Raw genomic sequence first — 26312 nt, 5'->3', positions numbered from 1 at the left:
ACTTGTCTATGAGTAATTTTTTGATGATTGCTGGCTTTATCCTATCAGCTTATGCGATTGTTGCCAACGATTCCCTACAAACTTTAGGGACTTTTTTAAGTGCCAATGAAGAACGTCCCTGGTGGATTTTATGGCTGTACACCAGTATAATCTTAGCCTCGATTTTTATCGCTGGTTGGTATATTAATCAGGGAGATGTGGCTTATAATCGACTAGAAATGATTCCCTTCCCAGAAACTTTTACTTGGATTTATATCGTTCCTCCCTTAGCAATTTTAATTCTCACCACTTGGGGAATACCCGTGAGTACAACCTTTTTGGTTTTAACAGTTTTTGCTCCCCAATCTCTAGATGAAATGCTAGTTAAATCCGCTTGGGGTTATGCTCTTGCTGTTATAGTGGGGTTAGTAATCTATCGAATTATTTATCAATTAGAAAACTTTTTCCTAGAAACAGTTAATCAAGAACCTCAAAAAATCTGGGTAGTTTTACAGTGGTTATCCACCGGGTTTCTCTGGAGTCAATGGTTAATGCAAGATTTTGCTAATATTTTCGCCTATCTTCCCAGAAAGTTAGCGGCAACATGGTTAGTTTTATCTCTAACAGTTATGCTACTCCTGCAAACCATCATTTTTATTAATCACGGTGGTCAAATCGAGAAAATTGTCACTAGCAAAACTAACGCCCATGATCTGCGTTCTGCAACAATTATTAACTTAATTTATGGTCTAATTTTACTGTTTTTCGTTGGCTATAATCATATTCCCATGAGTACCACTTGGGTATTTTTAGGTTTATTAGGAGGTCGAGAAATTTCTCTGACTTTAACCAGAGAAAAACCTAATTTAGCAGCCACGGGTAAACTGGTTTTAGGGGATGCCTTGAAAGCTTTTATCGGTATGATAGTTAGTGTTACTATCGCTCTTGCTTTACCTCTACTCGCTCAAAAAATTAACTATCTATAGGAAGTGGGGTGTGGGGTGTGGGGTGTGGGGAGATGTAAATTAAGAATAACAAGATTGGGCAGATAGGCGATCGATTGTTGACCCGGAGTGATAAAGTTTTCTATTGCTGATAATCTCGAAATTATCATTCAACCAGATTAAAGATGCTTCTGTGACTAGACCTTCTTCAAGAGTGACTAGGGAAAAATTGCGAGATTTACCCGTATCGGAGTGGAGAATGCGAGGGACACTGGCAGCATTCAGATAAACAGTTCCCATCTCGGAAGTGACCACGGGATTGCGTAAACGGGAAGTAGTATGACGGAGACGGTGGTGCATATGACCGAAACTGACGAGAGAAACCTGTTTTCCTAATAGCTGTGCTTGTTCGATGGCCGCCGCTAAATCGGGATCCCCGTGGTCCCCTCCCAAAGGTTGCCAATCGCGACCACAGATAGCTTCCGCTTCCTTTCCTAGTCCGGCCGGACCATTGTGACCTAAAAAAATCAGGTTATTATAGGCAGTATCTTGAATATTAGCGATAATTTTGGCGGTAGATTCGGCAAAACTGCTGATATTATAGCGTTCTTGAAAAAATTCCCCATTTTTCCACTCGGATCCCCCCCAAGTAAAAGGACGACCCCCAACAATCGAAAGCTCTAAACTGGGTAGGTCTAGTTTTGAGTAACCCACATGGGCAACCCCTAATAATTCTAACTGGGCGGTGACACGATCTTCTTGATTGCGATCGTAGGGACATTGTTTTCGTCCCCAGGGGGTGGCACTATACCAAGCGTCATGATTACCGAGAATAACGGCTTTTGGTAAGGACAAACTGGCAATCCGACCGACAATTTCTAGGGATTCATTGCCAAAATCGCCCACAAATAGGGCTAAATCCACTTGTAAAGCTTCTAGAGCTAAATTATCTTCTATTTCCCATTGGTCGTGAACGTCACCGATGACGGCGATTTTATAGGTGCGAGGGAAAGAACTTACCATTACCAGTTATCAACTATCATTTACCATTAAAGATCATAACTAGGGTTTGCGGCAAAAAGTACGGGCGAAGCATTCGGATAGAAAATCTCCGGTTTCAGCGATAGGTTATTGCCCGAATGCTTCGCCCCTACAGGACGCGGGCCGATGAAGACGCAAGGTTTTGAACCACGATTCTCTCAAAATCTTGCATCTGTGGGGGCGAAACAGAACCCTAAAACCCTTACTTCGTCTATATTTCACATTTATTCAGCAAACCCTAACTAGGATTGGTAGTCGAAAACCGTGGGCAAGAAAGAGAGATTTTTTCTCAAACTACCAATGAAAAGGTAAAGATTTAAAACAAAGTTACCCACAGTCATCGGTTTGTTTGTAAATTTAGATACAGAATTATCAGGGTGATCTGTGTATGTCTTTACTACAATACCGCACTACTGCCGTTGTTACTCGCCCCCAAGCAAACACATGGGTACAACTCAGAATGCTCCCCTCTCCATACAGCTTTGATGAAGCACTACTACTCTGTGAACAGGATCAGGGCCGTTGGGTGGCATGGATTCCCGATTTTGGCGAAATTATCTTGATCGAAGGGCAATTTGAGGGATAAACTAACTCTTGCTCACAATTAAAGCAGATAAACAGCGATCGATCACTTGTTTTAATACTAGAGCCGTCCAATCGATATCGGCCGCGCTGGTGTCCCTTCCCAGGGTTAAACGAATTCCCGCTAATGCTTCTCGATCGCTGTAGCCCATAGCTTTTAAAATTGGACTGGGGGAAAGTTTGCCACTATGACAGGCGGACCCAGAACTAATACCGATTCCTGCTAAATTAAGCTGACGAACTAGCTGTTTTCCCGTGATTTGACTGTCATCGTCCGGACGAACAATAAAGCTGACGTGGTGGGGTAAACGATAGAATCGGTCTCCTGTGGGCAGCAGATAAGGATAATCGGCTAAGAGGTCAAATAATCGATCTCGCAGGGCTATTAAACGCATTTTTTCGCTAATTAAATCTTTTTGGGCTAATTCGGCCGCTAAACCGAAAGCAGCGATCGCTGGTACGGCTGGGGTTCCCGATCGCAGACCTTTTTCCTGACCACCGCCCCGCAGTAATGGTAGAATATCGACACCGGCTCTGACGTATAAAGCTCCCGATCCTTGCATTCCATAAATTTTATGGCTGGAAAGAGATAATAAATCTACGGGCAGTTTTCGCACATCAATATCGCATCTTGCCGCCACCTGCACCGCATCGGTGTGAAAAAGAACTCCCCTTTCTCTGGCAATGCTGCCCAATTCTTCAATCGGTTGTAGGGTTCCCACCTCGCTTTGTCCGTAAATAATGGAAATTAAGACCGTATCGCTTTGAATTGCGGCTTTTAAGTCTAAAGGATTAACTCTACCTTGACGATTGACGGGAAGACGAGTAATTTGCCAACCTTGCTGCTCTAATTGTTTACAGGGTTCAGCGATCGCAGAATGTTCCACACTAGAAATAATAATATGACGGGGGCGGTTATACTGTTGAGCGACCCCGATAATCGCTAAATTATCGGCTTCTGTGCCGCCAGAAGTGAAGATAATCTGGTCCGGATTGGCATTAATTAACCCTGCCACCTGTTCTCTGGCCATTTCGATGACTGTCGCCGTATCCTGTCCCCAAGTGTGTAAACTGGAGGGGTTGCCCCCATGATACTGGAGAATAGTGGCAACCCGCTCGATTACTTGGGGATGAGTGGGGGTAGTGGCGCTATAGTCAAGATAAATTTGCATTATTTTACAATCTGGCCGATAAGAAGCAAAGACAAGCAGCTATTTTCAGTTTAGCGGCTTAAGGATGAGAAAGCGGGTTTCTGAGTTGATGAGAAACCCGTTTTCTGGTGCGCTGGAAATCTACAAAAACAACCAGTATAACCATAGCAGTAATCCTAATCATCACGGTGCGCTCAACACTACCTTAGATGAATTGTTTAAGAAGTTAACACCCCAAAGGGTTGCTTCTCTGACGAGATTTCCCTTCATCCTTGATGCTCTATCTGCACTGAATACAATTTAATTTGGTATTCCAAAGCATAACAGAGATTGTCTCAAGCTGGTCGCGTCGCTAATACTTGCGGCGATTTTTCAGTAATCGGTAAACATTAACCGGTAATCAGTGAACGGCAAACTCAAATCTGATAACTGAGTCAAGATAGCTAAAAAACCCCCATCGCCCCACCATGCGTTTCAGACAAATTTTTATGCTTTTATTACATGGCTGACAATATTTTGTAACAATCTATACTATCTTTCCCGTTGAAGACTGTAAATTTAAGTTAATTGCTTCGGTGATAACCCTGAAATAAAGTGATCTTTCTAGCCCAGATGACTAAAAACCGCCCCTATCTATCGACTCCTCAAAACTGTTATGCTTCCGGAAAAAATCTCTTAGACAAAAACTATTGCTAAATCTCCCTAGATGGAGAAGCAAAAGCGATCGAGAGATAAAAATAGTTAAAGCCTCCTTACTGAATCAACAGTTACTTTCAAGAAATTTTCTCGGTTATCACCGCAGTCAGTTAGGGGAAGTAATGAGAATTTTTCACCGTTTCATCACCTTTGTTTAGTTTCTAATCACGATTTTTTAGTCCATGAGTAAACTTTCTAGACGTAGATTTATCTTCACTGCCGGGGCAACTGCCGTAGGAACAGCAATTCTCCACGGTTGCGCCACTCCCAATAATACCGCGACCAGTCCCTCCCCGGCCGGCAGTCCTGCCGCTTCCCCCGTTGCCGGTGGAGAAACTCCCGAAGTCACCACCGCTAAACTAGGTTTTATTGCCCTGACTGACTCTGCACCTTTAATTATTGCTAAAGAAAAAGGTTTATTCACTAAACACGGGATGCCCGATGTACAGGTGATGAAACAAGCCTCTTGGGCTGCAACCCGGGATAACCTCGAATTAGGTTCTGCGGGAAACGGTATCGACGGGTCCCACATCCTCAGCCCCATGCCCTACCTAATGACCTTGGGCAAAATTACCAAACAGCCCGTACCGATGTATATTCTGGCACGTTTGAATATCAACGGTCAGGCCATATCGATCTCCAAATCCCACGCGGATTTAAAACTCGACCTCGACAGTTCTAAACTCAAAGAAACCCTCACCAAAGCGAAATCTGCCGGCAAAGAAATGAAAGCTGCCGTCACCTTTCCGGGGGGCAACCACGACCTGTTCATGCGTTACTGGCTATCTGCGGGCGGCATCGATCCCAATAATGACATCTCCCTCATCGTCGTTCCCCCGCCGCAGATGGTGGCCAATATGAAAGTCGGCACGATGGACGCGTTCTGTGTCGGCGAACCGTGGAACGCCCAAATCGTCTCCAAAGGCCTCGGGTACACTGCCCTGATCACTGGAGAATTCTGGAAGGATCACCCTGAAAAAGCTTTCGCTTTACGCGCCGATTGGGTGGATAAAAATCCCAAAGCGGCAAAAGCTTTAACCATGGCTGTTCTGGAAGCGCAACAATGGTGCAACGATCCCGCTAATGTTAAGGAAATGTGCGAGATTATTTCAGGACGGGAATGGCTGAAAATTGACCCCGCCGATATCTTGGGAAGAATGCAGGGTAATATCGATTTCGGTGATGGTCGCAAAATCGAAAATAGCCCCGTAGCCATGAAATTCTGGGCTGATAACGCTTCCTACCCCTACAAGAGTCATGATACTTGGTTTGTGACTGAAGACATCCGTTGGGGCTATATTCCCGCCGATACGGACATTAAAGCTTTAGTTGATAAAGTTAACCGGGAAGATATCTGGAGAGAAGCCGCCAAAGCCCTCAATGTTCCGGCTGATCAAATTCCCACCTCTACCTCTCGCGGTGTGGAAACTTTCTTTGATGGTGTGAAATTTGACCCCGAAAATCCCCAAGCTTACCTGAAATCTCTCAAGATTAAAAAGGTTTAAATCAGTGAGCAGTGAGCAGTGAGCAGTTAAAGATGATTCTCTGATAGCTGATAACTGAACCACTGATAACTGAACCACTTAACCACTGATAACTCAACCACTGATAACTGATAACTGATAACTGATTATGGCTGTTTCTATTTCTCGTCGTTCTCAAGGTCAAAAATGGGTAAAAGACCTGCAAAAAAAATTACCCAAACTAGCAACTTCGGCGATTGCTTTATTAATTTTCCTTCTCCTCTGGCAAATTCTCTGTTTTAGTCCCGATGCCCCCCTTCCTAGTCCCACCAAAGTGGTTAGCGATACCTGGGAATTAATTATTAATCCCTTTTTCAATAATGGTGGCACGGATGTGGGGTTATTCTGGCAAATTTTCGCTAGTTTACAACGGGTGGCCGTCGGTTTTACCCTTGCCGCTATTGTCGGCATCGCCGTAGGAATTTTAATCGGTAGTAGCGCCCTAGTTTATGATGCGATCGATCCGATTTTTCAAATCCTGCGTACCGTTCCCCCCCTAGCTTGGCTACCCATCTCCCTAGCGGCTTTTCGTAATAACGAACCTAGTGCCATATTTGTAATTTTTATTACAGCAATTTGGCCAATTATTATTAACACAGCCGTGGGAGTACAACAGGTTCCCCAAGACTATAAAAACGTCTCTAGAGTGTTGAAATTATCCAAAGTTGAATATTTTTTCAATATTCTTTTTCCCGCCACCGTTCCCTACGTTTTCACGGGATTAAGAATCGGTATCGGTTTATCTTGGTTGGCGATTGTAGCGGCGGAAATGCTGATCGGTGGCGTGGGAATTGGCTTCTTTATCTGGGATGCTTGGAATAGTTCCATGATCAGTGAAATTATCCTCGCCCTGATTTATGTGGGTATTGTTGGTTTCCTACTCGATCGCCTCATGGCCTACATCGCTAAATTAGTTGTACCCGAAGAAAATAAATAGGGTTTGCGGCAAAAAATTTTTCGGTGGGGGCAGGGTGTGGGGAGCTTTTTAAGTAAACAGTAAACAGTAAACTAAAAACTCACATCTGATAACTGATAACTGATAACTGATAACTGATAACTGATAACTGATAACTGAAAATGTCTGCATTTATTGAAGTCGATCACATTGATAAGGTTTTCCCTCTGCCCGATGGCCGTCAATATATCGCCCTGAAAAATATCGATCTCAGCGTTACTAAAGGGGAATTTATCTCTTTAATCGGTCACTCCGGTTGCGGGAAATCCACCCTCTTAAATATGGTCGCCGGACTCGATCGCCCCACGGTGGGGGGGGTGATTTTAGAGGGAAGAGAAATTAAAGACCCCGGTCCCGATCGCATGGTGGTGTTCCAGAATTATTCGCTGCTGCCCTGGTTAACCGTCCGGGAAAATATCGCCCTAGGAGTTAACCGTGTGCTGCGTCATCTGCCGGCCGCTGAACGCAAAAGTGTCATCGAACATAGTATCGATATGGTACACCTGCGCCATGCCGCCAACAAACGACCGGGAGAATTATCGGGAGGCATGAAACAACGGGTAGCGATCGCCCGCGCTTTAGCCCTACGGCCAAAAGTCCTGCTACTCGATGAACCCTTTGGGGCGCTAGATGCGTTAACCAGAGGCAATTTACAGGAACGTTTGATGGAAATCGTCGAGGAAAGCCACGTTACCTGTATCATGGTCACGCACGATGTGGATGAGGCGCTATTATTATCCGATCGAGTGGTGATGTTAACCACCGGACCGGAGGCCCATATCGGTCAGATTCTCGATGTTCCCATTCCCCGACCCCGGCATCGTTTGGAAGTGGTTAATCACCCCAGTTACTACTCCCTGCGTAACGAGATCGTTTATTTCCTCAACCAACAGAAGCGAGCGAAGAAAGTCGGTCAACCCACGGGAGCGGTGACGGTGATCGGCCAAGCTACCCGACTGAAAACCAATCCCACCATCGGTTTTATCCCCCTCACCGATTGCGCCCCGATTATTATCGCCAAAGAGAAAGGTTTCTTCGCCGAGGAAGGATTAGAGGATGTTATCCTGCAACGGGAACCCAACTGGAAAGCGATCGCCCAAGGAATAGCTACCGGTCGTCTCGATGCGGCCCAGATGGTGGCGGGAATGCCCCTCAGCATGACCATTGGGGCCGGCAATAAGCCCTCTGTCCCCGTGATTAGCGCTTTGGTACTCGGTCGCAACGGTAACGCCATCACCCTCAGCAATAAATACAGGGAATTGGGGGTAGAAAAACTCGAGGACTTAAAGGAGGCCCTCCTGCAAAGTCCCGACCAAATCGCCACTTTCGGCATGGTTCACCCCGCCTCCATGCACAATCTGCTGTTACGCTACTGGTTAGCTAGTGGCGGCATCGATCCCGATAGTGATGTGAATTTAACCGTAATTCCGCCGCCTCAGATGGTTTCCCTACTAAAAGCGGGTAAGATCGACGGTTATTGTGTGGGGGAACCCTGGAACTCCTACGCCGTTCAGGAAAAATTAGGCTACGTTATCGCCACCGATCTTGATATTTGGCCCGGACACCAGGAAAAAGTCCTCGGAGTCAAGGAAACTTGGGCAGCGAAACATCCCGAAACCCATATCGCCATGGTGAAAGCTTTAATTAAAGCCTGCGAATACTGCGATGATCAGCGTAATCGAGAACATATCGTTAATATTCTCAGTCAGCCCCAGTATGTGGGTGTGGATAGGGCAATTATCCGCCCCGGTTTCCTCGATGGTTATGATCGCGGTTTAGGAACTGCCCCCGAACCCCTATTCCGATTTAATCAGTTTTACGTCGATCAAGCTAACTGTCCGGGCCGAAGTGAGGCCCTATGGACCCTAACTCAGCTTGCCCGTTGGGGTTACGCGCCTTTCCCTCGCAACTGGGTGGAAGTGATTGAACGCGTCCGTCGTCCAGATCTGTTTGGCGAAGCTTGCCGGTCCCTGGGCCTTCCCGATTTGGAACCCGATCGCCACAGTTTTGCCCTCTTTGATCATCTTATTTTCAATCCCGACGATCCGATTGGCTATCTGGAACGTTTTTCGATCCGTCGCGATTATCGCGTCTCGGAAGTTCTCCTCGATGATCCTGTCGCTAATTAATGGTTGTGGTGGGCAAAGCCCACCTTAAAATAAATCTAGGACGAATATGCAAACTTTTACCGATAAGACCGTGAATTCCAGCACCACCACCCAGCCTTTTTTATTAGTTAGTAATGTTGCCAAAGAATACCCCACTCAAGCAGGGGTTTACACCGTTTTAGACGGTGTGGAGCTGCAAGTCAATGAGGGGGAATTTGTCTGCATTATCGGTCACTCCGGCTGCGGTAAATCGACTCTTTTAAATATGGTGGCGGGGTTTTCCTCTCCTAGTCGTGGGCAAGTGCTGCTACAGGATAAAGAGGTTAAGGAACCGGGACCGGACCGGATGATGGTGTTCCAAAATTATTCGCTTCTGCCCTGGAAAACTGCCTTTGAGAACGTTTATATCGGGGTTAATTCCGTTTATCCCCAAAAATCTCAGGCTGAGAAGGTGAAGATTGTGGAAGAAAATCTATCCCTAGTGGGATTGACAGAAGCAGCCCAGAAAAAACCTCCCCAATTATCGGGAGGCATGAAACAACGGGTAGCGATCGCCCGCGCCCTGGCCATTCGTCCCCAAGTCCTCATCCTCGATGAACCCTTTGGGGCCTTAGATGCGATCACCAAAGAGGAATTACAGGAAGAATTGCTGAAAATCTGGCAAGAACACCAGTTAACTGTGTTGATGATTACCCACGATATCGATGAGGCTTTGTTCTTGTGCGATCGCTTAGTGATGATGACCAACGGCCCAAGCGCTAAAATCGGTGAGGTGTTAAAGATGCCTTTTGCTCGTCCCCGGGTTCGTTCCCAAATCACCGAGGATCCCCGTTACTACGAACTCCGCAATGAAGCCCTCGATTTCCTCTACAATCGTTTTGCCCATTCGGAGGATCCTAACGAGGATGCCCCCGAACAACCCCCGACAGAAAATCTCGTGGGTAAAATTGTTACTACTATTGGTGGCATAGCCTTACTCGCTTTTGTCGGTTTTAGTCTAATACAAATGTTCACTAGCAAGACTCCCAATACCGCTAATCCCGCTACCATAGAGGCCCCCAGATAAGTAACAGTTATCAGTTATCAGTTATCAGTTATCAGTTATCAGATTTGAGTTTTAAGTGACAGTATTAAAGAGAAGTTTCCTACTGTCTTTTCACTGATTACTGCTTACTGTTTACTGACCAAAGATAAACCAGAAAGAGATAAAGAACAAAAAGCTGAAAACTGATCACACAAAAGACAAGAGAGGCATTTAGATACGCGGGCAGCTGACTTAATTTCCCGAATATTTTCCGATTAATCTCTGGAGAGTTCATCCATGATTAAGATGTTCAAATACCGATTTATCACCGATATCGTTGGGGAGAGGTTGGCTTAACTTTCCCAGAGCAAAGATAACGAATAAAGTCGCCCAGAGAATTAATAGCCCCTTCTCCCAATTTAAGGGCAATATCCCCAAAAGATGACCGAGTAAAAGGGTGGGAACTAGAGGGGTTAAAAACTTGGTTTCTAGACGATTAAAACAAAAAGCTTCTTTGAAATAAATCCCCGTGAGACTAGCAAAAATAAAGCCCACACCGAATAAACTCACCGGGTGGTGATAGACAAATTCTAGGGGAGAAAGGTGAGAATAGAGGCTGAAAATTAGGGAAGTAATCGCCCCAATTAGCCAAAAAACTTGCAGGAGACGATGAAGGGGAATTAAATATATATGGATAGTCAATAAACTGATGCCTAACCCCAGACAAAAACCAATGTATAAAAGGTTGGTTAGGGGCAATAATTGCGGTCGGGTGAGAACTATAATTGTAGCGACAGCAAAACTAAAAGCCGCTAAATTTAACCCCAGACGGTAGAGACGCACACCTAGGCGATCGCTATCCGTAATCGTAAACTCTCCGAATTGACCTTGATAAACTCGATCGACAGTAGAGGAAGTCATAAGCTCTAAAGAAAAAGGGAAGCTTAGAAAAGATCGACTACAAATCATCTTAAGCTTAAATTATGCCAGTAGCCTCACTTCTTCCCCCTCTCGGCTGACTAATTGCGATTTTAGTAGTCAATCAAGCTAAAAATTATGATTAATTGGGATAAAAAGACTATATATCTTATTTTACTACGTTTTTCTTTTTCTAACTTCTAATTCCTTTTCATTTCAGTAATTATTTTTGGTGTCAGAGACTTTATGAACTCAACTAGCGAAATTTTGATCGTGGGCGGTGGTATCATCGGATTAGCGATCGCCGTCGATTTGCAATTGCGCGGGGCAAAAGTTACCCTCCTAGTTCGAGATATAGCTCAGGCCGCTAGTCGTGCGGCTGCGGGAATGTTGGCCCCCCATGCGGAGGGGATTCCCCCGAGTCCCTTTCTCGATCTTTGTCTGCAATCGCGCTGGCTATATCCAGAGTGGAGCCGCAAAATCGAGGATTTAACGGGGATAAACAGCGGTTACTATCCCTGCGGTATTCTTGCTCCCGTTTACGAGCTAGATCAGCCCGTTACTACCGAGGAAGTTAATAAAATTTGGTTAGACAGCAATGCAGTTCACCTTTACCAACCCGGACTAGGTAAAGATGTGATCGGTGGTTGGTGGTATCCCGACGATGGACAAGTGGATAACCGGCAGCTAGTGACTGCGCTGCAACAAGCGGCCGAAAATTTAGGGGTAGAAATTCGCCAAGGCATCGAAGTCCACGCCATACAGCAAAAGCAGGGAAAAGTCAAGAGTATTTATACCTCAATTGGGGAATTAGAAGCAAAAATTTACATTTTAGCGACGGGAGCCTGGACGAGTCAACTTTTACCCCTCCCCATCCATCCCGTCAAAGGTCAAATGGCCGCGGTAAAAATGCCCCCTAACCAGACCTTAGCGAGAGTTTTATTCGGTCCGCAAACCTATCTGGTTCCCCGTCGCAATGGTCGTTTAATTATCGGGGCCACTTCCGAAAAAGTGGCCTGGCAAACGGGTAATACACCCCAAGGACTACAAACCCTTTTTGAGCGCGCTACCCGTCTCTATCCCCCTTTAGCTGACTGGGAAATCGAGGAAATGTGGTGGGGATTCCGCCCGGGTACAGCGGATGAATTGCCCATTTTAGGCTGCAGTAGCTGTGATAACCTGATTTTAGCCACCGGTCACTATCGTAACGGCATTTTACTCGCTCCTGTCACTGCTTCCTTGATCGCTGACCTGGTGATTAATGACAAAGTTAATCCCATTTTGACCCATTTTAGCTGCGATCGCTTTAATCAACCATCCCCCGTTACTGTTCCACCTATGTCCTTAACTATCCTTGAGAATAAACCCCAAGCGCTTTTATCGCCCCAGAATGATCGCCTCACCATTGCCGGGAAAACCTTTCACTCCCGCTTGATGACTGGGACTGGCAAATATGCCAATCTGACGACTATGCAGGAAAGTATTAGTGCCAGTGAATGTCAGATTGTCACAGTTGCCGTTAGACGAGTACAAACGAACGCACCCGGTCATGAGGGATTAGCAGAGGCGATTGATTGGTCGAAAATCTGGATGTTACCCAACACTGCCGGTTGTCAAACGGCCGAAGAAGCGATTCGGGTGGCTCGTTTAGGGCGAGAAATGGCCAAATTATTGGGACAGGAAGACAATAACTTTATTAAACTCGAAGTTATTCCCGATCCTAAATATTTATTACCCGATCCGATCGGAACTTTGCAAGCGGCGGAACAATTAGTTAAAGAAGGTTTTGCCGTACTGCCCTATATTAATGCCGATCCTCTCTTGGCCAAACGTTTAGAGGAGGCTGGCTGCGCCACGGTTATGCCCCTAGGATCGCCGATCGGGTCGGGACAGGGCCTTAAAAATGAGGCAAATATCGCGATTATCATCGAATCGGCCAAAATTCCCGTGGTGGTAGATGCCGGGATCGGTACACCCTCAGAAGCAGCCCGGGCCATGGAAATGGGGGCCGATGCTTTATTAATTAACAGTGCGATCGCTATGGCGGCCAATCCGGCTATGATGGCGCAAGCCATGGGAATGGCGGCAAAAGCGGGACGTTTAGCCTATTTAGCGGGAAGAATGCCGATTAAGTCCTATGCTAGTCCTAGTTCCCCCTTGACGGGAACGATCGCCTAACCCAGTGATCTTAAGCTGGCAATGGGCTGTTTTCAGCTATCGTGGGCGGGGCGAGAAAAATTGACTAGAATAAAAGAGGTGGAATCTTGACATCCTCGCCGCCCTAAAAGTGCGGCGATTCCTAAACCTCACGATTTAAGTTTCTGCTTCCACCACCGTCGCATACCACAGTTAAAAAACCATGTACTGTCTTACACAGAGTCCACAGACTTTCGCCCCATTTCAGAAGCCCGATTCCGTGTGTCCCACGGTACGTTGACCGCCTATAGCTTCTTGTACTTGTTGCGCGCGACTTTTTACCCGGCCAAGCTTTTCTGGTCGGAACCCCCTAAGCCGAGTTTTCAAGGTGCTGCGCCGTCCACTTGGTTTTCGAGACTGGCCTTTTAATTCTAACGTAAAGCCAACCTAGAACGGCGGGGTTTCAGACCCAAAATTTCCGATGATCGAGAGTCTGCCGGGTAATTACCGTCATGGCCGCCAATGCTGAGATTACATTTTTTGATCACCGAGGTATTGTAAAGTTTCAATACAAATATGGTCATATATAGTCATTCATGGTAATATGTACAGACAAAACTATCAGACTAGGCAAAAAAAACAGGAATAAGTTATCGAACGGCTTGGAGGTGGTGGAAACAAGGGAATTTAACAGGCTATCAATTGCCTTCTGGTACAATTATCACAACGGATGACAACCCTTCAAAACCCGACGCTGAGTTAAAAGACAACGGACAATAATGTTAGTAGCCGAAAGACACATTATCAAGAAAGGACATCGATTTTGGGCTGAGATAGATAATTTATCTTGGCAGTCTAAAAATCTTTACAACTCAGCCAATTATTTAATCCGACAAAACTTCATTTATGGCCATGGCTATTTGACCTATAATCAGATGGCCTCTCTGAGGTCAAAGACAGAACAGTATCAAGCTTTACCCGCTAAAGTTTCCCAACAAGTTTTAAGAGGATTAGACCGGAACTGGCCATCATTTTTTGCCGCTTCATCGGAGTTTAAAAGTCACCCCGATAAATTTCTGGTCAAACCCAAAATCCCTGGCTATAAGGAGCCAAAAAAAGGACGAAATCTCTTAGTTTACACGATTCAAGCTATAAGCAAAGTAGGTCTTAGGCAAGGAATAGTCAAATTATCAGGTACTTCAACGCCTTGCCGACGAGAGTGGCTGAGGGCATAGTAGAAGTCAGAATAGTTCCTAAATGTGATTGTTATGTAATCGAGGTAATTTATGAGAAAACTGAACAGTTCTTAGCTCCTAATGAAAAGATAGCTGCGATAGATTTAGGCATAGATAATTTGATGGCTGTAACTTCAAATCAACCGGATTTTATCCCTTTGTTGATTAATGGCAGACCGTTAAAAAGCCTGAATCAATTTTATAACCAACGTCGAGCTAAGTTACAATCTCTGTTAAAAGGCAATCGTCAAAGTTCCCAGAGGATTCGCCGTTTAACTCGCTCTCGAAATCAGAAAGTAGATAATTATCTTCATAAAGCTAGTCGTTATTTGGTTAAGCTCTTAGTTGACCAACAAATTACTACTTTAGTTATTGGTAATAATCCAGGGTGGAAACAAGAGGTAAACTTAGGGAAAGTCAATAATCAAAAGTTGGTAACTATTCCTCATGCTCGATTAATTGAGATGATTAGTTATAAATGTCAGTTAGCGGGAATTAAAGTGATTATTCAAGAAGAATCCTATACCTCAGCTTCTAATTTTTTGAATGACGATCCTCTCCCCGTTTATGGACAGATAACTGAAAAGCCAGTGTTTTCAGGAAAAAGAATTTCGCGAGGGTTATATCGTACAGATAAGGGGATTCTGGTTCAATCTGATGTCATAGGTTCCTACAATATTTTACGAAAAGCATTCCCAAATGCGTTTAACCGCTATGGGATAGAGAGGTGCGTAGTTCACCCAAGGAGAATTAATCTCTCGAAGTAAAAGTGAAGGGAATTTCTGAAATGGAATTCAGTCTGTCTATATTTGACTATACTTTTACTAACTATATTGGCGATGATCACTAAAAATTCTTTATTATCAGGTTTGTTTCTGGGTCTGGGTTGGGTTGGCGTTAGCGGCAACCTAGTCTTGGCCCAATTGCCTATCAGTGAGCGTTGTTTAGCGGGGGCTGAATCCTGCGCTTACCAAAAATATCCCCAATACAATCAGCAATTAAACTTTCGCACCAGTCCCCAAATCGAGCAGCGGCGACTGAACACGCTCGAAAATCAATGCGGTAGCATTAATTCCTCTCGTTGTCATAATCTGCGTCCGCAGGTGCAAGAGCTACAGAAAACTCCCACCATGCAGCAATTGCGGGAACAACAGATTAGAATTATCCAAACTCGTTAAAATAGGGGAGATTTGGCTATCTCCCCCCACACCACACCTCGATAAATCCCACAATTAACGCACTTCAAACAAACGATTATCCGGTAAATTACTAATCGCTCGCTGGAGACTATTCAAGGATCTATTGTAATCGACGATCGCCTGTAGATAACGGCTTCTGGCATCGGTTAAATCCCGTTGGGAGTTGATCACATCCGTTTGGGTTCCCACACCCGCCTGAAAGCGTAAACGGGCTAATCGCAGACTTTCCGTGGCGGATTCAATGCTTTTTTGCGAAGTTTTGATGTTTTCTTGGTTAGAAATCAAACTATAGTAGGATTCCTCCACTTGAAGGCGAATTTCATTGCGACGGAGGGAGAATTCCGTATCGGCGCGATCGATATTTCTTTCCGCTTGACGAGCGCGGGCAAAAGCACGACCACCATCAAAGAAAGTCCAACGAATCCGGCCACCGACGCTAAAACCATCGCCAAAACCAGCAGCATCACTGAGATCGTTGAGGACATTATACTCGCCCAGAAGGTCCACTTGGGGAATCACCGCCGAAATAGCGATCGAGCGGTCTTCTGCGCTAATTTCCCGTTGTAAGAGTTGTTGTTCTAATTCCGCGCGATTTTTGTAGGCCAAAACGATACTATCATCAAGACTCAAGCCCCAAGTTCCCGCCTCGCGAATCTCATCGGCAGCGGTTAACTCGATGTGTTGGCCGACACTCAATATCTGTGCCAGTCGCCGTCGGGAAATACGCTGGGTAGAAATCGCCCGGGTTAAGTCTTGGTTAGCGTTGGCTAGGTCAACTTCCGCCTGTAGGACAGCAAATCGGGTTCCTAGTCCCGCTTGCTCCAATAATTGAGCATCTCGTAAACTTTGACTAGCATCTTCGATCGAGGCTTGGGCGATCGCTACTTGGGCATCACCCCTCTGTAATTCATAATAGGCATCGGTGGCATCAAAACGAGTTTGTTCCGAGACTCGTTCCACCTCTAATTCCCGTTGCCGGATGACCTTTTCGGCCCTTTTGATCTGGGCTGCCCGTTCACCCCCTGTATAAACCCCATAGACAATCCGAACACTACCCTGAAGGTTGGTACTATCTTCGGGTGTAACTGCTGGGATGCCCTGTTGACGAGCTAACTCATTCTGTCTTTGGGCAGCTGCCGATTGATCCTGGGTGAGACTGGCCTCTGCGGAGGCAGTGGGCAATAAAGCGGCCTGTTGTTCCTTTAATTGGGCGCGAGCGATTTCTAAATCGACCCTGGCGGTCTGTAAGGTCTGATTATTTTTTAAAGCTAATTCGATCGCTTGATTTAAGGTGAGCGGTTGTACTACCCTAATATTCACCTCGTCCGGTTTGGTGGGAAAAATTAGGGGATTGCCACTAGGATTAAGATAATTAGGGGCCTTGGTATCCGCTTCCGTGGTTGCCGGTGCCGCCGATGGACCAGGCAATTGAGAAACTGGATTGGCAGTAGGTCGGGGTTTCTTCAATAAATCGGCAGCGGACTGAGTTTGTGCCTTAACCGAGGATTCAGCCAAGAAAATCAACCCAAGCACCGCACTCACGGTAATACCATAACGCAAGAGCAACATGAGTATCTCGAAAGTAAACAGTAAACGATAAGAAGTAAACAAGCTCACACCACTATGTTGGCCGATTACTAATTACCGATAGTAACACGGGAGCATGAAAGCCACCGTCTTTTAAGCACCGGCTACAATCAGATTCGATTGATTTGGAACGAGACATCAAAACGGCATTAGATTTAGCCCAATACTGATAGGAGGTTCTCTATGGCTACAATTCAGACTTATCCTTGGGATGCAGCAGATCATTTGAAAACAAAAGAAGATATCGCTGCTTATCTGGAAGCTGCCCTCGAAGATGGCGATCCTAGCTTAGTAGTGGCAGCATTAGGGGATATTGCCCGTTCTCAAGGGATGACTCGTATTGCTCGTGAGACGGGTTTGGGACGGGAGAGTCTCTACAAATCTTTGTCGAATCAGGGTAATCGGTGAGTTTGCTACAGTTCTTAAGGTTTTGCAAGCACTTGGGTTACGCCTGCAAGTTGTACCCATTACCTAAAAATCCCTAATCACTAATCCTACTCCATCCCGACGCGGATCGCCCGTAGCGGTTAATTCCCCCCGATCATTCACTGCCACCCCATGCACACCCCCAAAAAACATATTTTGTTCTTGCCACCGGGATACTTGAGTATTTGCGGGTAAAACCAGATTTTTGAGCATATTTTCCCGATCTTCTAAAGGTTCAATTCCTAATTGTTGATTTTCCCAATGTATGCGCGATGCGGTGATCGCAGCGGCTAAAGATTGCCGAAAATCGATTAAATTGCTAATAACCTGCAAGATAGCGGTGCGAATGCGATTGGAACCCCCAGAACCGAGAACAAATCGCGGCTTTCCTTCCTCTAAAATCATCGTCGGGGACATCATTGAGGATAAACGACGATCAACCGGCCAATTGTGAAAACCAAAGGGATTTAAGTCCGCTTCCCCGATCATATTATTGAGCATAATTCCCGTCCCCGGCACGGTATAAGCCGATCCTTCCCCGTTGGAAAAGGTGGCACTGGCGGCATTACCTTCCCCATCGATAACACTAATATGGGTGGTACTGCCCCATTTATTGGGATATTTGCCTAAAAATTCCGACGAGAGGAATTGCTCTTCGATTCCCTCCTGATGGATAAAATTATCGTAGCCTTGAGCGCGCGCTTGATTGGTTAAGGCCATCACTTCCGTTAAAATTTGCAGATGTTTGGCTCCCAGATGCTCTAAAGCCGATAAATTGACTGTTTCTAGTAATTTTAGGGCAAAAGCCAGGAGAATTCCTCCAGAACTAGGAGGCGGATTAGTCAGGATTTCGTAACCTCGATATTGGCTTTTTAGGGGTTTTCTCTCAATGACTTGGTAATGACTTAAATCCTCTAGGGTAAGATAACCGCCCTCCTGCATATCTTTGGCGATTTGGTGGGCGATTTCTCCCTCATAAAAGTCTTTTACACCTTTTTTGCTTAATTCCTCTAAGGTGTTGGCAAAATCCCTCATCACACAGCGATCGCCAGCTTGGAGGAGTTTTCCTTGGGGAGCATATACTTTTAAACCCTCTCTATCTTTGAGCAGGATCGAAGCGAGTAAACCCAGGCAAAAGCCGTTATATTGGCTCAAAATGTAGCCTTGACGAGCATATTCGATCGCTGGTTCCGCTACCACGGCAAAGGGCAATTTTCCCAGTTTTTTCTGCACTGTTTCCAATCCCCGTAATGCTCCGGTCGTAGCGATCGCACCTCGGCCAATGTGAAAATCTTGACTAGCACCACCAAAATCGATCGCCACTGGGTAAAAGTCGATATTTGTCAAGGGTTTTTTATATTTGGGAGTTTGACAAAAAAAATCAAAAAGGGTATTGACTTTTTCTTTGGTATGTGCTAGTAAAAAACCGCCGCCCCCCGCCGAAGCGAGGGTGAATTCGACCACGAAAGCCGCTAAAATCGAGCCAACTATCCCATCGAAGGCATTTCCGCCCATTTCTAAGATTAATTGTCCAGCTTCGGCAGTTTTTGGATGTCCTGCGGCGATAGCGCCCTTGCTTTTGCGAGTCACTTTGATTCAGTTATCAGTTATCAGTTATCAGTTATCAGTGGGGAGATGGGGGTGTGGGGTGTGGGGAAGTGGGGAAGTGGGGAAGTGGGGAGAAGGGAGAATAAATAGAAATAATCTCCTGTCTCCTGTCTCGGAGTCTCCTGTCTCCTGTCCCCTGAATAGGGCTATTTTTTAAATTGCTTAACCGCTTGATAGATTTCGGGTAAACGCTTGTAAGCGGCTGCTACCTTGAGGAATAACTTATGCGGCATAGCGGGAGAACCAGAAACCACTTCTCCTGCCCCGATATCGTTGTGAATGCCGGTTTGGGCGGTTGCGATCGCACCATCCCCGATCGCCGCTTGATTGGCAATGCCCACCTGTCCCGCTAAAATAACGCGATTGCCCACTTTTACGCCTCCTGCCATGCCTACCTGTCCTGCTAGGGCGCAGGCTTGGCCAATTTGGCAATTATGGGCAATATGGACGAGATTATCGATCTTAGTCTGGCTACCGATGCGGGTTTCTCCCACTGCCGGACGATCCACGGTGCTATTACAGCCAATTTCTACCCCATCTTCCAAGACCACGATACCCGATTGTTCCATCTTAAACCAGCCTTCGGGAACCGGCACAAAACCGAAGCCCTCGGCACCGATAACAGCACCACTGTGGATAACGCAATCATTGCCGATTTGTACCCGTTCATGGATGGTACAGTTAGCGTGGAGAATTGTGCGATCACCAATATGCACCCCGGGGTAAACAACGGCGTTAGGATGAATGCAAACACCATCACCGAGGGTGACATTGGCTTCTACCACGGCATGGGCCCCGATGGCGACTTTATGGCCGATTTTAGCCGATGGATGCACCACGGCGGTGGCGTGAATGTAGGGTTGGGGCTGAAAGGGTTGATAGAATAATTTGATGGCGTGGGCGAATAAAAGTCGGGGATTGGCACTAGCTAACCAAGGGATGCCGCGTTCGTCGGCCTGTTGTTGTAAATTGGCATCCAGGGGCAGAATTAGGGCAGTAGCCTCAGTTTTGGCGACAAAGGCAGCAAATTTTCCCCCTTCGATATAGCTAATGGTATCGACTAGGGCGGTTTCGATGGGAGTTATGGCTTTAATTTGGGGATTTCTGTCGGGATAGGCAGTTAAACTGTGAGCAGAGACTAAAGGGCTTAATTTTTGGGCAATTTCACTAAATTTCATAAATATATATTGCGATCGAGATAGGGCTTATCCTAGGATAGTTTAAAACTATACTGATAATCTTGTCGTTATTATAGTCAAAAAAGTTGCTAGTTTTTTAGGGAATAATCCCTGTTTTCCATTTCAACAAAGCCGATCTCGATCTGGAGCGGTTTTGGGGATAATTTTGCTCTCTCCAAAACCGATTGGTTTTAGTTTTTACTACTCGATCTAGTTAATACAATTGACCCGAACAGTATTAAGGCGATCAGAGTTGATGGTTCGGGAACTGTTTGAAAATCTAGGTTAAAAATTCCTGACTCTCCCCAAGAAAGGCTAAGATCTACCAGCTTAAAACTGGCTGAATATTTTCCTGGTCGAGAGGCAAGAAACTTCGGTAAAAAGGAGAAGTTATCACCAGTCCCGATCGCATAGATATCGCCAGCATTAGCTAAAATTGTCTTTCCTAAAGAGTTAGCTACTGTTAATCCATCACTAATCTCTAACAGTTGTAAGGATAGGTTGGCATTACCTAACGACCGATTCCACCGTCCCCCAGAACTGTTAAAAAGAGCTTGTTCTCCCAAGTCAGAGGAATTATTAATAGTTGCCACTGATTGCATCAGTAGATTGCTATATTCCTCCCCAGTGGCAGCACTAACAAAACTATTCTGAAAAATTCCTTTTCCCGCAATTAAGGAGAGAGGAGGCAATCCTGTAGAAGTCTCAGGAATGCGATTATTGCTGTTAGTAGGATTAACTACTGGATTACTAGACGGTCCGGAATAACTGTAAGTGCCGATACCGTGAAAATGAGGGGTTCCCTCTCGGTGAGCAACCAGAAGAGTTAACCGGTTATAGTTAGGATTGGCTAATCCCGCATAGATGCCCCGAGTTAAGGTGATTTGATTATCCACCCCGATATAAAATTCGGGCAAACTCTGACCAATGGCAGGCTCTTCAGCCTTAGCCACCGTTACCAGGGCGAAAGAAAGCGATAAAATGAAGCTAACAGCGATAAATGGATATTTAGGGCTTTTTTCGCCGATTTTATTCCCAGCACAAACTAATCCTACCCCAGAGACCTGTAGAACCATGATTTCTCTCCTTAATTAGAACGATAATCATTATCATTCTAGCGAAAAACCCTTGTTCCGATTCACTTTTGCCAACAAAGTTAATTTAAGTTAACGTGAACAATGCTGTCCCAATAAGTTGCCCGAGCATCTAAAGGGGTCGAGGTGGATCAAGGAACAGGCAACGCCAGAACAGCAGCCGGTTCTCTGGGGATGAGGCCAAATCCCGTCAAAGTTTATCTTGATCAAAAAAGATATAGCGTTTCCTAAGCTAGTGAGGTACACCTATTTTTCTTCCCTTTTGCCTTCTGCCTCTTGCATGAGTGCCTAAAACCCATCACTTTTGTACCTCAGCAGACTGAAAAACGCTATAAACAAAGCTGTACTAGATTTTGCAGTGGGGAATGTGGGTTAAAATAGACCAAGAAAGTTAACAAAAAAATTGTCTCGCTCAAGTCGGCGAAAATCAGCTTATGACCCTTGCGGTGGTGATCGAAAAGTTAAAAAAATCCTACGGTCAGACAGCAGCGGTTAAAGATATCTCCTTTACCGTGGCAGCGGGAGAAATCTTCGGTTTACTCGGTCCCAATGGTGCGGGGAAAACCACCACGATTCGCTGTCTTTGCACCCTTGCTAAACCCGATGGCGGCAAAATCGAGGTGGGGGGTGTCGATGCCCTGAATAACCCCAAATCCGCCCGTAAACGCCTGGGTTACGTTGCCCAAGAAGTCGCCCTCGATAAAATGCTCACCGGCCGGGAACTGTTGCAACTACAAGCGGCTCTCTATCACATTCCCGCTCAAAAGTCAAGAGAGCGCATCAAAGAATTAATAAATCTTTTAGGATTAGAGGAATACGCCGACAAAAAAACGGGAACCTATTCCGGCGGCATCAAAAAACGGCTGGATTTAGCGGCGGGATTACTGCATCAGCCAGAAGTTTTGGTGCTAGATGAACCGACTGTGGGACTCGATATCGAAAGTCGTTTGATTGTCTGGGATTTTCTGCGACAATTGCGGGCGGCCGGAACCAGTGTATTAATTACCAGCCATTATCTCGAAGAAATCGACGCTTTGGCCGATAACTTGGCAATTATCGACAATGGTATCGTCATCGCTCGCGGTACCCCCTCACAACTGAAGGAGCAACTGGGTGGCGATCGCATTACCCTGAAAGTGCGGGAATTTTCCCCAGAGGAAGAAGCTTTCCAAGCGAAAGAATTATTATCCCGTCTGCCTTTTGTCGAGGAAGTAATCGTTAATACCGCCCAGGGTAACTCCCTGAATCTCATCGTCACGGCCAATAGCAATCCTTTAAGCAAAATTGAACAAACCCTAGCCGAATCGGGATTACCCGTGTTTAGCATGGCCCAATCCCGTCCTAGTCTCGATGATGTCTATCTAGCAGCTACCGGACGCACCCTGATGGATGCGGAAATTGCCGCCGCCAGCAGTCGCGACCTGAAGGCGGAGAAAAAACAAGCGATGAAGGAATCCTAGTCCGGCGAGAAAGGCGGTAATATTGCCCAATTGTCCCGTTAAATCATCTATAATTGGACAGATCGACTATCTATCAATCAATATGAAAGATAAACGGGTATTGCTGACCGGCGGTACGGGAGGACTGGGTTTAGGAGTCACTCCGGCGGTTTTACACCATGGCGGTCATCTAACCATGACCTATCGGGAGGAAAGGGAGGTGGGTCGTCTGAAATCTCGGCTGAGTGCGGCGGAATTTGAGCGTATTCGCTTTGTCAGGGTGGATTTAACCCAAGAAACTGCCGTGGCTAGATTAATTGATGATCTCGGTCGGGTCGATGTTTTAATTCATCTAGTCGGGGGTTTTACCATGGGGGCGACGGAGGAGTTTAGCTATGAAGATTGGCTAAAAATGTTCGATTTAAACCTCCATAGCACTTTTTTACTGTGTAAACACTGTTTACGCTCGATGAAACTTCATAATTATGGTCGTATCGTCACTATCGGTTCTCGTGGTGCCGTACAACCGGGGGCAAATTTGGCCGCCTATTGTGCCTCGAAAGCGGCGGTAGTGGCTTTAACCCAAGCGATCGCAGAAGAAACCAAACAGACTAATATTACCGCTAACGTGGTTTTGCCCAGCATTATCGATACTCCGGGCAACCGGGAAGCGATGGGAGAGGCAAATGCCAAGGACTGGGTAAGTCCCCAATCTCTAGCCGAGGTGATCTGTTTTCTGGCAGGGGAAGGAGCTAAGGACTTGCGCGGGGCGGCAATTCCCGTCTATGGTTCCCTGTGAGTGGTTTTTTGTCTTCGGGCTGATACACTGATAACGGCGCTCGCTCTTGCTAAAAATTGGGCTTAATTTATGCTTATTCCGATTCTTATCAGTCTTACTATCTTACTTTTATCCTATCTGCTCGGTTCGATTCCCACGGGTTATTTAATCGGTAAATACAGCAAAGGTATCGATATTCGTGACTATGGTTCCGGTTCCACTGGGGCCACCAATGTGTTGAGAACTCTGGGAAAATCTGCCGGGGCGACGGTATTATTAATTGATATGTTAAAAGGAATGGCGGCGGTGGCCCTGGTACGCGGGCTATATTTTATTGATGTCAATCCTCTTCCAGAAAGTTGGTATTACTGGTTAATTATTGGGGCGGGATTGGGGGCAATCATCGGTCATAGTAAATCGATTTTCTTGAATTTTAGCGGTGGTAAATCCGTCGCCACCAGTTTAGGGGTTTTATTAGTGATGAATCCCCTAGTGGCTTGCGGAACTTTGGCGAGTTTTTTAGTTATTCTGGCACTTTTCCGGATTGTTTCTTTAGGTTCGATTATCGGGGCGCTGGTGGTGAATATTTTAATGGTTGTTTTGGGTCAACCTCTCCCCTATATGTTATTTAGTTTGATGGGGGGAATCTATGTGATTGTTCGTCATCAGGGTAATATTAAAAGATTGTTGGCAGGGACGGAACCAAAAATAGGTCAGAAAGTACAGCAATCATCGGAAGTAAGTTAATAACTTTCTCAAGTCAGAATAACCACTGTGAAATGAAGTTGACGGCTCATCAGTTCTTTTATGAATAGGCTAAGACGCATTTTAACCGCCTATCCTTAGATTAGCTAAATCTCCCCCCGACGTCGGGTAGGGTTGGGGGGGTGTTGCCTCTTTCCCCATCTCAACAAGCAATCTTGTCTTTGAGGTTTAATTAAGACTGTCTGCTGTGGTTTTTAACCAAAGGATAAAACTATTAATATCTTCTTGGACTTGTAGCCATGTATTATAATAGTTATTAACCAGATTTTCTAGTTTTTGTTTTTCCAATTCAAAACCGTAGATATTGCGAACAACGTGCCGAAAGCTTAGGTATTCATTAAGTTTATGTACTGTATCTTCTCGTAATACAGCAGGACGATAATCTTGAGGTTTGCTCATACGATTTAATAGCCTTCTATGCCAGTCATAACTAGATGGTAAGCCACCATTTAACTCAGAAGCGATAATTTGAAAAATTCGTTCACATCCTGTATAGAAGTTATGGAGTTTTAGGGCTAAACTTTCGGCACAAATATCGGCTAGTGCCGGGTTGGTTAGCATTTCCGCTTGAACTAAACGCATTTGGCTTTCTAGCCGATTTAATCTATTAACTTCAGTGGCAATATCAAGGGCGATTTCTTGTAATTCACTGGCACTCATCGGACGCATAAAGACATTCTCCTGTTTGCAAAACTCTTTTAAGAAAATGAGGTTCTAAGTCTTCTATAGGCTTTAAATCAATCCAGCGAGCGCTAATTAAATTAACTTTTCCTAAAGCTTGAAAAAAACTTTCTGGGGGTATGCCAGCCACTGCTAGATCAATATCAGAAGTTTCCTGAAATTTACCTTTAACTAGAGAACCAAACAGGATAATTTTTGTAATTGGGAAATTTTCTTTTAAATAATCAATAACTGGCGGGAGATTTTTCCTTGCCTCTTGAGCTAATTTTTGATTATATTCCTGCTGTTCTTTTTGGCGTTTTTGCCAGTATTCAAGATAGGGATTATTGACCGACATAATCATTATAATATCGAGGATTTAGCTTAACTTTCTGCCCATTGTTCAAAGAAAATTTGAATATCTTTTTCTAAGTTTCTGTAGATTTTTCTTGCCCTGTCTAAATTAACTTTCAATTGCTCATAATCAATATTTGTGCCGTAGGCATGACGAAAAAAGTGCCGAAATCCTCGCAAACTATTTAACAAAGCGGCGGTTTCTGAAGAAATAAAAGCAGGACGAATTCCGGGGATAGGGACAGTCATTCTGTCTGTTTAATAAGGCTGTATGCCATTGCCGAGTATCGGCAATATGATTTTCAAAACAGGTAGCCACTATTTTAAGTAAATCCTCAGTGGCACTGTATAAATTATGGATTTGATAGGCAATGCTTTCTAGGCGAATGACATCATCGGGATTAACACCTTCGGCTCTAACAGCAACTTTACCATCGATGGCTTTGATTAACTGTAATTGAGCATTTATATCAGCTTTCAACAGGATTAGTTGTCGGTTGTCCATAAAATTCCTTCTTCCCGAACGCGGTGGGCAAAATGACAGTTTTTCAGCAGAATAATATCCACCTCTCTCCCCAGATAATAGGAAAGAATACTAATAGCCTCAAAGTGCAGTTCGGGATTGATATTTTCGACGGCAATATCCACATCAGAACCGGGGTGAAATTTATAGGGACGAGTCACGGAGCCAAAGATATAAGCTCGATTAATTCCGTATTTTACCGCATTTTCATGAAGCCATTGTTGAGTTTTTGCCAGCAGGGTTTGTCTTTCCTGTTCTCCTTGAATATCTTTTTCTTTGAGGATTTTATCGAGTTCTGGGGTAGGAAAAGCGCTCATGGGCTTATTTTACCATTGAGTTTAAGTAAGTGGTTCTAATTAAATAGAAGATAGATTGTGCCTTCGATCCCCCCTAACCTTGATCAGGGGGG

The 26312-nt window shown here is 45.2% G+C and carries 26 protein-coding genes and 1 pseudogene; 14 read left to right on the top strand and 13 right to left on the bottom strand.

Annotated features, from left to right (window positions below; translation table 11 throughout):
* Positions 1–23: 23 nt before the first annotated feature.
* Positions 24–965, top strand: coding sequence for a hypothetical protein (locus H6G48_RS22730; protein ID WP_190723419.1), 942 nt, complete (start codon positions 24–26; stop codon positions 963–965).
* A 39-nt stretch (positions 966–1004) separates the two neighbouring features.
* Here H6G48_RS22730 and H6G48_RS22725 read toward each other — a convergent pair whose 3' ends face one another.
* Positions 1005–1946, bottom strand: coding sequence for a TIGR04168 family protein (locus H6G48_RS22725; RefSeq protein WP_190723323.1), 942 nt, complete (start codon positions 1944–1946; stop codon positions 1005–1007).
* A 406-nt stretch (positions 1947–2352) separates the two neighbouring features.
* Between H6G48_RS22725 and H6G48_RS22720 the strand changes: the two genes are divergently transcribed.
* A complete protein-coding gene (locus tag H6G48_RS22720; protein WP_002784450.1) occupies positions 2353–2550 on the top strand; it encodes a hypothetical protein in 198 nt (65 codons plus the stop codon).
* A 1-nt stretch (position 2551) separates the two neighbouring features.
* Here H6G48_RS22720 and H6G48_RS22715 read toward each other — a convergent pair whose 3' ends face one another.
* Positions 2552–3718: a cysteine desulfurase family protein gene (locus H6G48_RS22715; RefSeq protein WP_190723322.1), complete on the bottom strand. Its 1167-nt coding sequence runs from the start codon at positions 3716–3718 to the stop codon at positions 2552–2554.
* Between the two features lie 88 nt (positions 3719–3806).
* Here H6G48_RS22715 and H6G48_RS22710 point away from each other — a divergent pair, with 88 nt between their 5' ends.
* From H6G48_RS22710 to H6G48_RS22690, 5 genes are all read left to right on the top strand, one after another.
* The gene (locus H6G48_RS22710; RefSeq protein ID WP_190723320.1) at positions 3807–4001 is read left to right on the top strand and encodes a hypothetical protein; all 195 of its coding nucleotides are present in this window, start codon (positions 3807–3809) and stop codon (positions 3999–4001) included.
* A gap of 574 nt (positions 4002–4575) precedes the next feature.
* The gene (locus H6G48_RS22705; protein WP_190723318.1) at positions 4576–5898 is read left to right on the top strand and encodes a CmpA/NrtA family ABC transporter substrate-binding protein; all 1323 of its coding nucleotides are present in this window, start codon (positions 4576–4578) and stop codon (positions 5896–5898) included.
* Between the two features lie 127 nt (positions 5899–6025).
* Entirely contained in the window at positions 6026–6853 is an 828-nt protein-coding gene (gene ntrB / locus H6G48_RS22700) for a nitrate ABC transporter permease (protein WP_190723316.1), read from the top strand.
* 140 nt (positions 6854–6993) lie between these two features.
* The gene (locus H6G48_RS22695; RefSeq protein ID WP_190723315.1) at positions 6994–9000 is read left to right on the top strand and encodes an ABC transporter ATP-binding/substrate-binding protein; all 2007 of its coding nucleotides are present in this window, start codon (positions 6994–6996) and stop codon (positions 8998–9000) included.
* Between the two features lie 46 nt (positions 9001–9046).
* On the top strand, positions 9047–10045 hold the full coding sequence (locus tag H6G48_RS22690; RefSeq protein WP_190723313.1) for a nitrate ABC transporter ATP-binding protein: 999 nt from the start codon (positions 9047–9049) through the stop codon (positions 10043–10045).
* 249 nt (positions 10046–10294) lie between these two features.
* On the opposite strand, the gene H6G48_RS22685 is transcribed toward H6G48_RS22690, so the two are convergent.
* Complete coding sequence (locus H6G48_RS22685; protein WP_190723311.1) at positions 10295–10924, bottom strand: DUF2301 domain-containing membrane protein; 630 nt, start codon at positions 10922–10924, stop codon at positions 10295–10297.
* Between the two features lie 243 nt (positions 10925–11167).
* Between H6G48_RS22685 and thiO the strand changes: the two genes are divergently transcribed.
* Complete coding sequence (gene thiO, locus H6G48_RS26985; protein WP_190723310.1) at positions 11168–13099, top strand: glycine oxidase ThiO; 1932 nt, start codon at positions 11168–11170, stop codon at positions 13097–13099.
* 389 nt (positions 13100–13488) lie between these two features.
* Here the strand turns inward: thiO and H6G48_RS22675 are convergent, their stop codons facing one another.
* Positions 13489–13641, bottom strand: coding sequence for a hypothetical protein (locus H6G48_RS22675; protein WP_190723309.1), 153 nt, complete (start codon positions 13639–13641; stop codon positions 13489–13491).
* Between the two features lie 195 nt (positions 13642–13836).
* Here H6G48_RS22675 and H6G48_RS22670 point away from each other — a divergent pair.
* Together H6G48_RS22670 and H6G48_RS22665 are read left to right on the top strand one after the other, a co-directional pair.
* Positions 13837–15059 (top strand): annotated as a pseudogene (locus tag H6G48_RS22670) (RNA-guided endonuclease InsQ/TnpB family protein).
* A 72-nt stretch (positions 15060–15131) separates the two neighbouring features.
* Entirely contained in the window at positions 15132–15470 is a 339-nt protein-coding gene (locus H6G48_RS22665; RefSeq protein WP_190723308.1) for a hypothetical protein, read from the top strand.
* A gap of 54 nt (positions 15471–15524) precedes the next feature.
* On the opposite strand, the gene H6G48_RS22660 is transcribed toward H6G48_RS22665, so the two are convergent.
* Entirely contained in the window at positions 15525–17060 is a 1536-nt protein-coding gene (locus H6G48_RS22660; protein WP_190723417.1) for a TolC family protein, read from the bottom strand.
* 201 nt (positions 17061–17261) lie between these two features.
* Between H6G48_RS22660 and H6G48_RS22655 the strand changes: the two genes are divergently transcribed.
* Positions 17262–17486 (top strand): addiction module antidote protein, encoded by a 225-nt coding sequence (locus tag H6G48_RS22655; protein ID WP_242034742.1) that lies wholly within the window; start codon positions 17262–17264, stop codon positions 17484–17486.
* Between the two features lie 63 nt (positions 17487–17549).
* Here the strand turns inward: H6G48_RS22655 and ggt are convergent, their stop codons facing one another.
* The 3 genes from ggt to H6G48_RS22640 form a co-directional block, all read right to left on the bottom strand.
* Positions 17550–19094: a gamma-glutamyltransferase gene (gene ggt / locus H6G48_RS22650; RefSeq protein WP_190723307.1), complete on the bottom strand. Its 1545-nt coding sequence runs from the start codon at positions 19092–19094 to the stop codon at positions 17550–17552.
* A 164-nt stretch (positions 19095–19258) separates the two neighbouring features.
* A complete protein-coding gene (lpxD, locus tag H6G48_RS22645; protein ID WP_190723305.1) occupies positions 19259–20290 on the bottom strand; it encodes a UDP-3-O-(3-hydroxymyristoyl)glucosamine N-acyltransferase in 1032 nt (343 codons plus the stop codon).
* Positions 20291–20481: 191 nt separating this feature from the next.
* A complete protein-coding gene (locus tag H6G48_RS22640; protein WP_147073440.1) occupies positions 20482–21366 on the bottom strand; it encodes an all3515 family Zur-repressed PEP-CTERM protein in 885 nt (294 codons plus the stop codon).
* A 452-nt stretch (positions 21367–21818) separates the two neighbouring features.
* Between H6G48_RS22640 and H6G48_RS22635 the strand changes: the two genes are divergently transcribed.
* From H6G48_RS22635 to plsY, 3 genes are all read left to right on the top strand, one after another.
* Entirely contained in the window at positions 21819–22844 is a 1026-nt protein-coding gene (locus H6G48_RS22635) for an ABC transporter ATP-binding protein (protein ID WP_190723303.1), read from the top strand.
* 82 nt (positions 22845–22926) lie between these two features.
* Entirely contained in the window at positions 22927–23622 is a 696-nt protein-coding gene (gene fabG / locus H6G48_RS22630; RefSeq protein WP_002798601.1) for a 3-oxoacyl-ACP reductase FabG, read from the top strand.
* 69 nt (positions 23623–23691) lie between these two features.
* Positions 23692–24348, top strand: coding sequence for a glycerol-3-phosphate 1-O-acyltransferase PlsY (gene plsY / locus H6G48_RS22625; protein ID WP_190723301.1), 657 nt, complete (start codon positions 23692–23694; stop codon positions 24346–24348).
* Positions 24349–24534: 186 nt separating this feature from the next.
* On the opposite strand, the gene H6G48_RS22620 is transcribed toward plsY, so the two are convergent.
* From H6G48_RS22620 to H6G48_RS22605, 5 genes are read right to left on the bottom strand one after another with little or no spacing between them, the layout of a single operon-like run.
* Positions 24535–25035 (bottom strand): ribonuclease toxin HepT-like protein, encoded by a 501-nt coding sequence (locus H6G48_RS22620; protein ID WP_002767902.1) that lies wholly within the window; start codon positions 25033–25035, stop codon positions 24535–24537.
* On the bottom strand, positions 25013–25390 hold the full coding sequence (locus tag H6G48_RS22615) for a nucleotidyltransferase family protein (RefSeq protein ID WP_004159483.1): 378 nt from the start codon (positions 25388–25390) through the stop codon (positions 25013–25015). Before H6G48_RS22615 ends, H6G48_RS22620 begins: the two co-directional genes overlap by 23 nt.
* Positions 25391–25410: 20 nt before the next feature.
* Entirely contained in the window at positions 25411–25629 is a 219-nt protein-coding gene (locus H6G48_RS26625) for a ribonuclease toxin HepT-like protein (protein WP_341275525.1), read from the bottom strand.
* The gene (locus tag H6G48_RS22610) at positions 25562–25885 is read right to left on the bottom strand and encodes a ribonuclease toxin HepT-like protein (protein ID WP_242034740.1); all 324 of its coding nucleotides are present in this window, start codon (positions 25883–25885) and stop codon (positions 25562–25564) included. Before H6G48_RS22610 ends, H6G48_RS26625 begins: the two co-directional genes overlap by 68 nt.
* Complete coding sequence (locus H6G48_RS22605) at positions 25867–26220, bottom strand: nucleotidyltransferase family protein (protein WP_190723299.1); 354 nt, start codon at positions 26218–26220, stop codon at positions 25867–25869. Before H6G48_RS22605 ends, H6G48_RS22610 begins: the two co-directional genes overlap by 19 nt.
* Positions 26221–26312: the final 92 nt, after the last annotated feature.

This window comes from Microcystis flos-aquae FACHB-1344, assembly GCF_014698375.1.
GTDB classification, from domain to species: domain Bacteria; phylum Cyanobacteriota; class Cyanobacteriia; order Cyanobacteriales; family Microcystaceae; genus Microcystis; species Microcystis aeruginosa.
Note: the sequence above shows the minus strand (reverse complement) of the source record. Positions and strands in the feature narration are given on the sequence as shown.

Bases quoted from the DNA above. Each gene is read 5' to 3' on its own strand.
- H6G48_RS22720 (WP_002784450.1), top strand. From the start codon at position 2,353: ATGTCTTTACTACAATACCGCACTACTGCCGTTGTTACTCGCCCCCAA.
- H6G48_RS22730 (WP_190723419.1), top strand. From the start codon at position 24: ATGATTGCTGGCTTTATCCTATCAGCTTATGCGATTGTTGCCAACGAT.
- H6G48_RS22655 (WP_242034742.1), top strand. From the start codon at position 17,262: ATGGCTACAATTCAGACTTATCCTTGGGATGCAGCAGATCATTTGAAA.
- H6G48_RS22685 (WP_190723311.1), bottom strand. From the start codon at position 10,924: ATGACTTCCTCTACTGTCGATCGAGTTTATCAAGGTCAATTCGGAGAG.
- thiO (WP_190723310.1), top strand. From the start codon at position 11,168: ATGAACTCAACTAGCGAAATTTTGATCGTGGGCGGTGGTATCATCGGA.
- H6G48_RS22610 (WP_242034740.1), bottom strand. From the start codon at position 25,885: ATGGACAACCGACAACTAATCCTGTTGAAAGCTGATATAAATGCTCAA.
- H6G48_RS22660 (WP_190723417.1), bottom strand. From the start codon at position 17,060: ATGTTGCTCTTGCGTTATGGTATTACCGTGAGTGCGGTGCTTGGGTTG.
- H6G48_RS22705 (WP_190723318.1), top strand. From the start codon at position 4,576: ATGAGTAAACTTTCTAGACGTAGATTTATCTTCACTGCCGGGGCAACT.
- H6G48_RS22620 (WP_002767902.1), bottom strand. From the start codon at position 25,035: ATGCGTCCGATGAGTGCCAGTGAATTACAAGAAATCGCCCTTGATATT.
- plsY (WP_190723301.1), top strand. From the start codon at position 23,692: ATGCTTATTCCGATTCTTATCAGTCTTACTATCTTACTTTTATCCTAT.
- H6G48_RS22635 (WP_190723303.1), top strand. From the start codon at position 21,819: ATGACCCTTGCGGTGGTGATCGAAAAGTTAAAAAAATCCTACGGTCAG.
- H6G48_RS22715 (WP_190723322.1), bottom strand. From the start codon at position 3,718: ATGCAAATTTATCTTGACTATAGCGCCACTACCCCCACTCATCCCCAA.
- lpxD (WP_190723305.1), bottom strand. From the start codon at position 20,290: ATGAAATTTAGTGAAATTGCCCAAAAATTAAGCCCTTTAGTCTCTGCT.
- H6G48_RS22725 (WP_190723323.1), bottom strand. From the start codon at position 1,946: ATGGTAAGTTCTTTCCCTCGCACCTATAAAATCGCCGTCATCGGTGAC.
- H6G48_RS22710 (WP_190723320.1), top strand. From the start codon at position 3,807: ATGAGAAACCCGTTTTCTGGTGCGCTGGAAATCTACAAAAACAACCAG.
- H6G48_RS26625 (WP_341275525.1), bottom strand. From the start codon at position 25,629: ATGACTGTCCCTATCCCCGGAATTCGTCCTGCTTTTATTTCTTCAGAA.
- H6G48_RS22605 (WP_190723299.1), bottom strand. From the start codon at position 26,220: ATGAGCGCTTTTCCTACCCCAGAACTCGATAAAATCCTCAAAGAAAAA.
- H6G48_RS22665 (WP_190723308.1), top strand. From the start codon at position 15,132: ATGATCACTAAAAATTCTTTATTATCAGGTTTGTTTCTGGGTCTGGGT.
- fabG (WP_002798601.1), top strand. From the start codon at position 22,927: ATGAAAGATAAACGGGTATTGCTGACCGGCGGTACGGGAGGACTGGGT.
- H6G48_RS22690 (WP_190723313.1), top strand. From the start codon at position 9,047: ATGCAAACTTTTACCGATAAGACCGTGAATTCCAGCACCACCACCCAG.
- H6G48_RS22675 (WP_190723309.1), bottom strand. From the start codon at position 13,641: ATGACCATATTTGTATTGAAACTTTACAATACCTCGGTGATCAAAAAA.
- ntrB (WP_190723316.1), top strand. From the start codon at position 6,026: ATGGCTGTTTCTATTTCTCGTCGTTCTCAAGGTCAAAAATGGGTAAAA.
- H6G48_RS22695 (WP_190723315.1), top strand. From the start codon at position 6,994: ATGTCTGCATTTATTGAAGTCGATCACATTGATAAGGTTTTCCCTCTG.
- H6G48_RS22640 (WP_147073440.1), bottom strand. From the start codon at position 21,366: ATGGTTCTACAGGTCTCTGGGGTAGGATTAGTTTGTGCTGGGAATAAA.
- H6G48_RS22615 (WP_004159483.1), bottom strand. From the start codon at position 25,390: ATGATTATGTCGGTCAATAATCCCTATCTTGAATACTGGCAAAAACGC.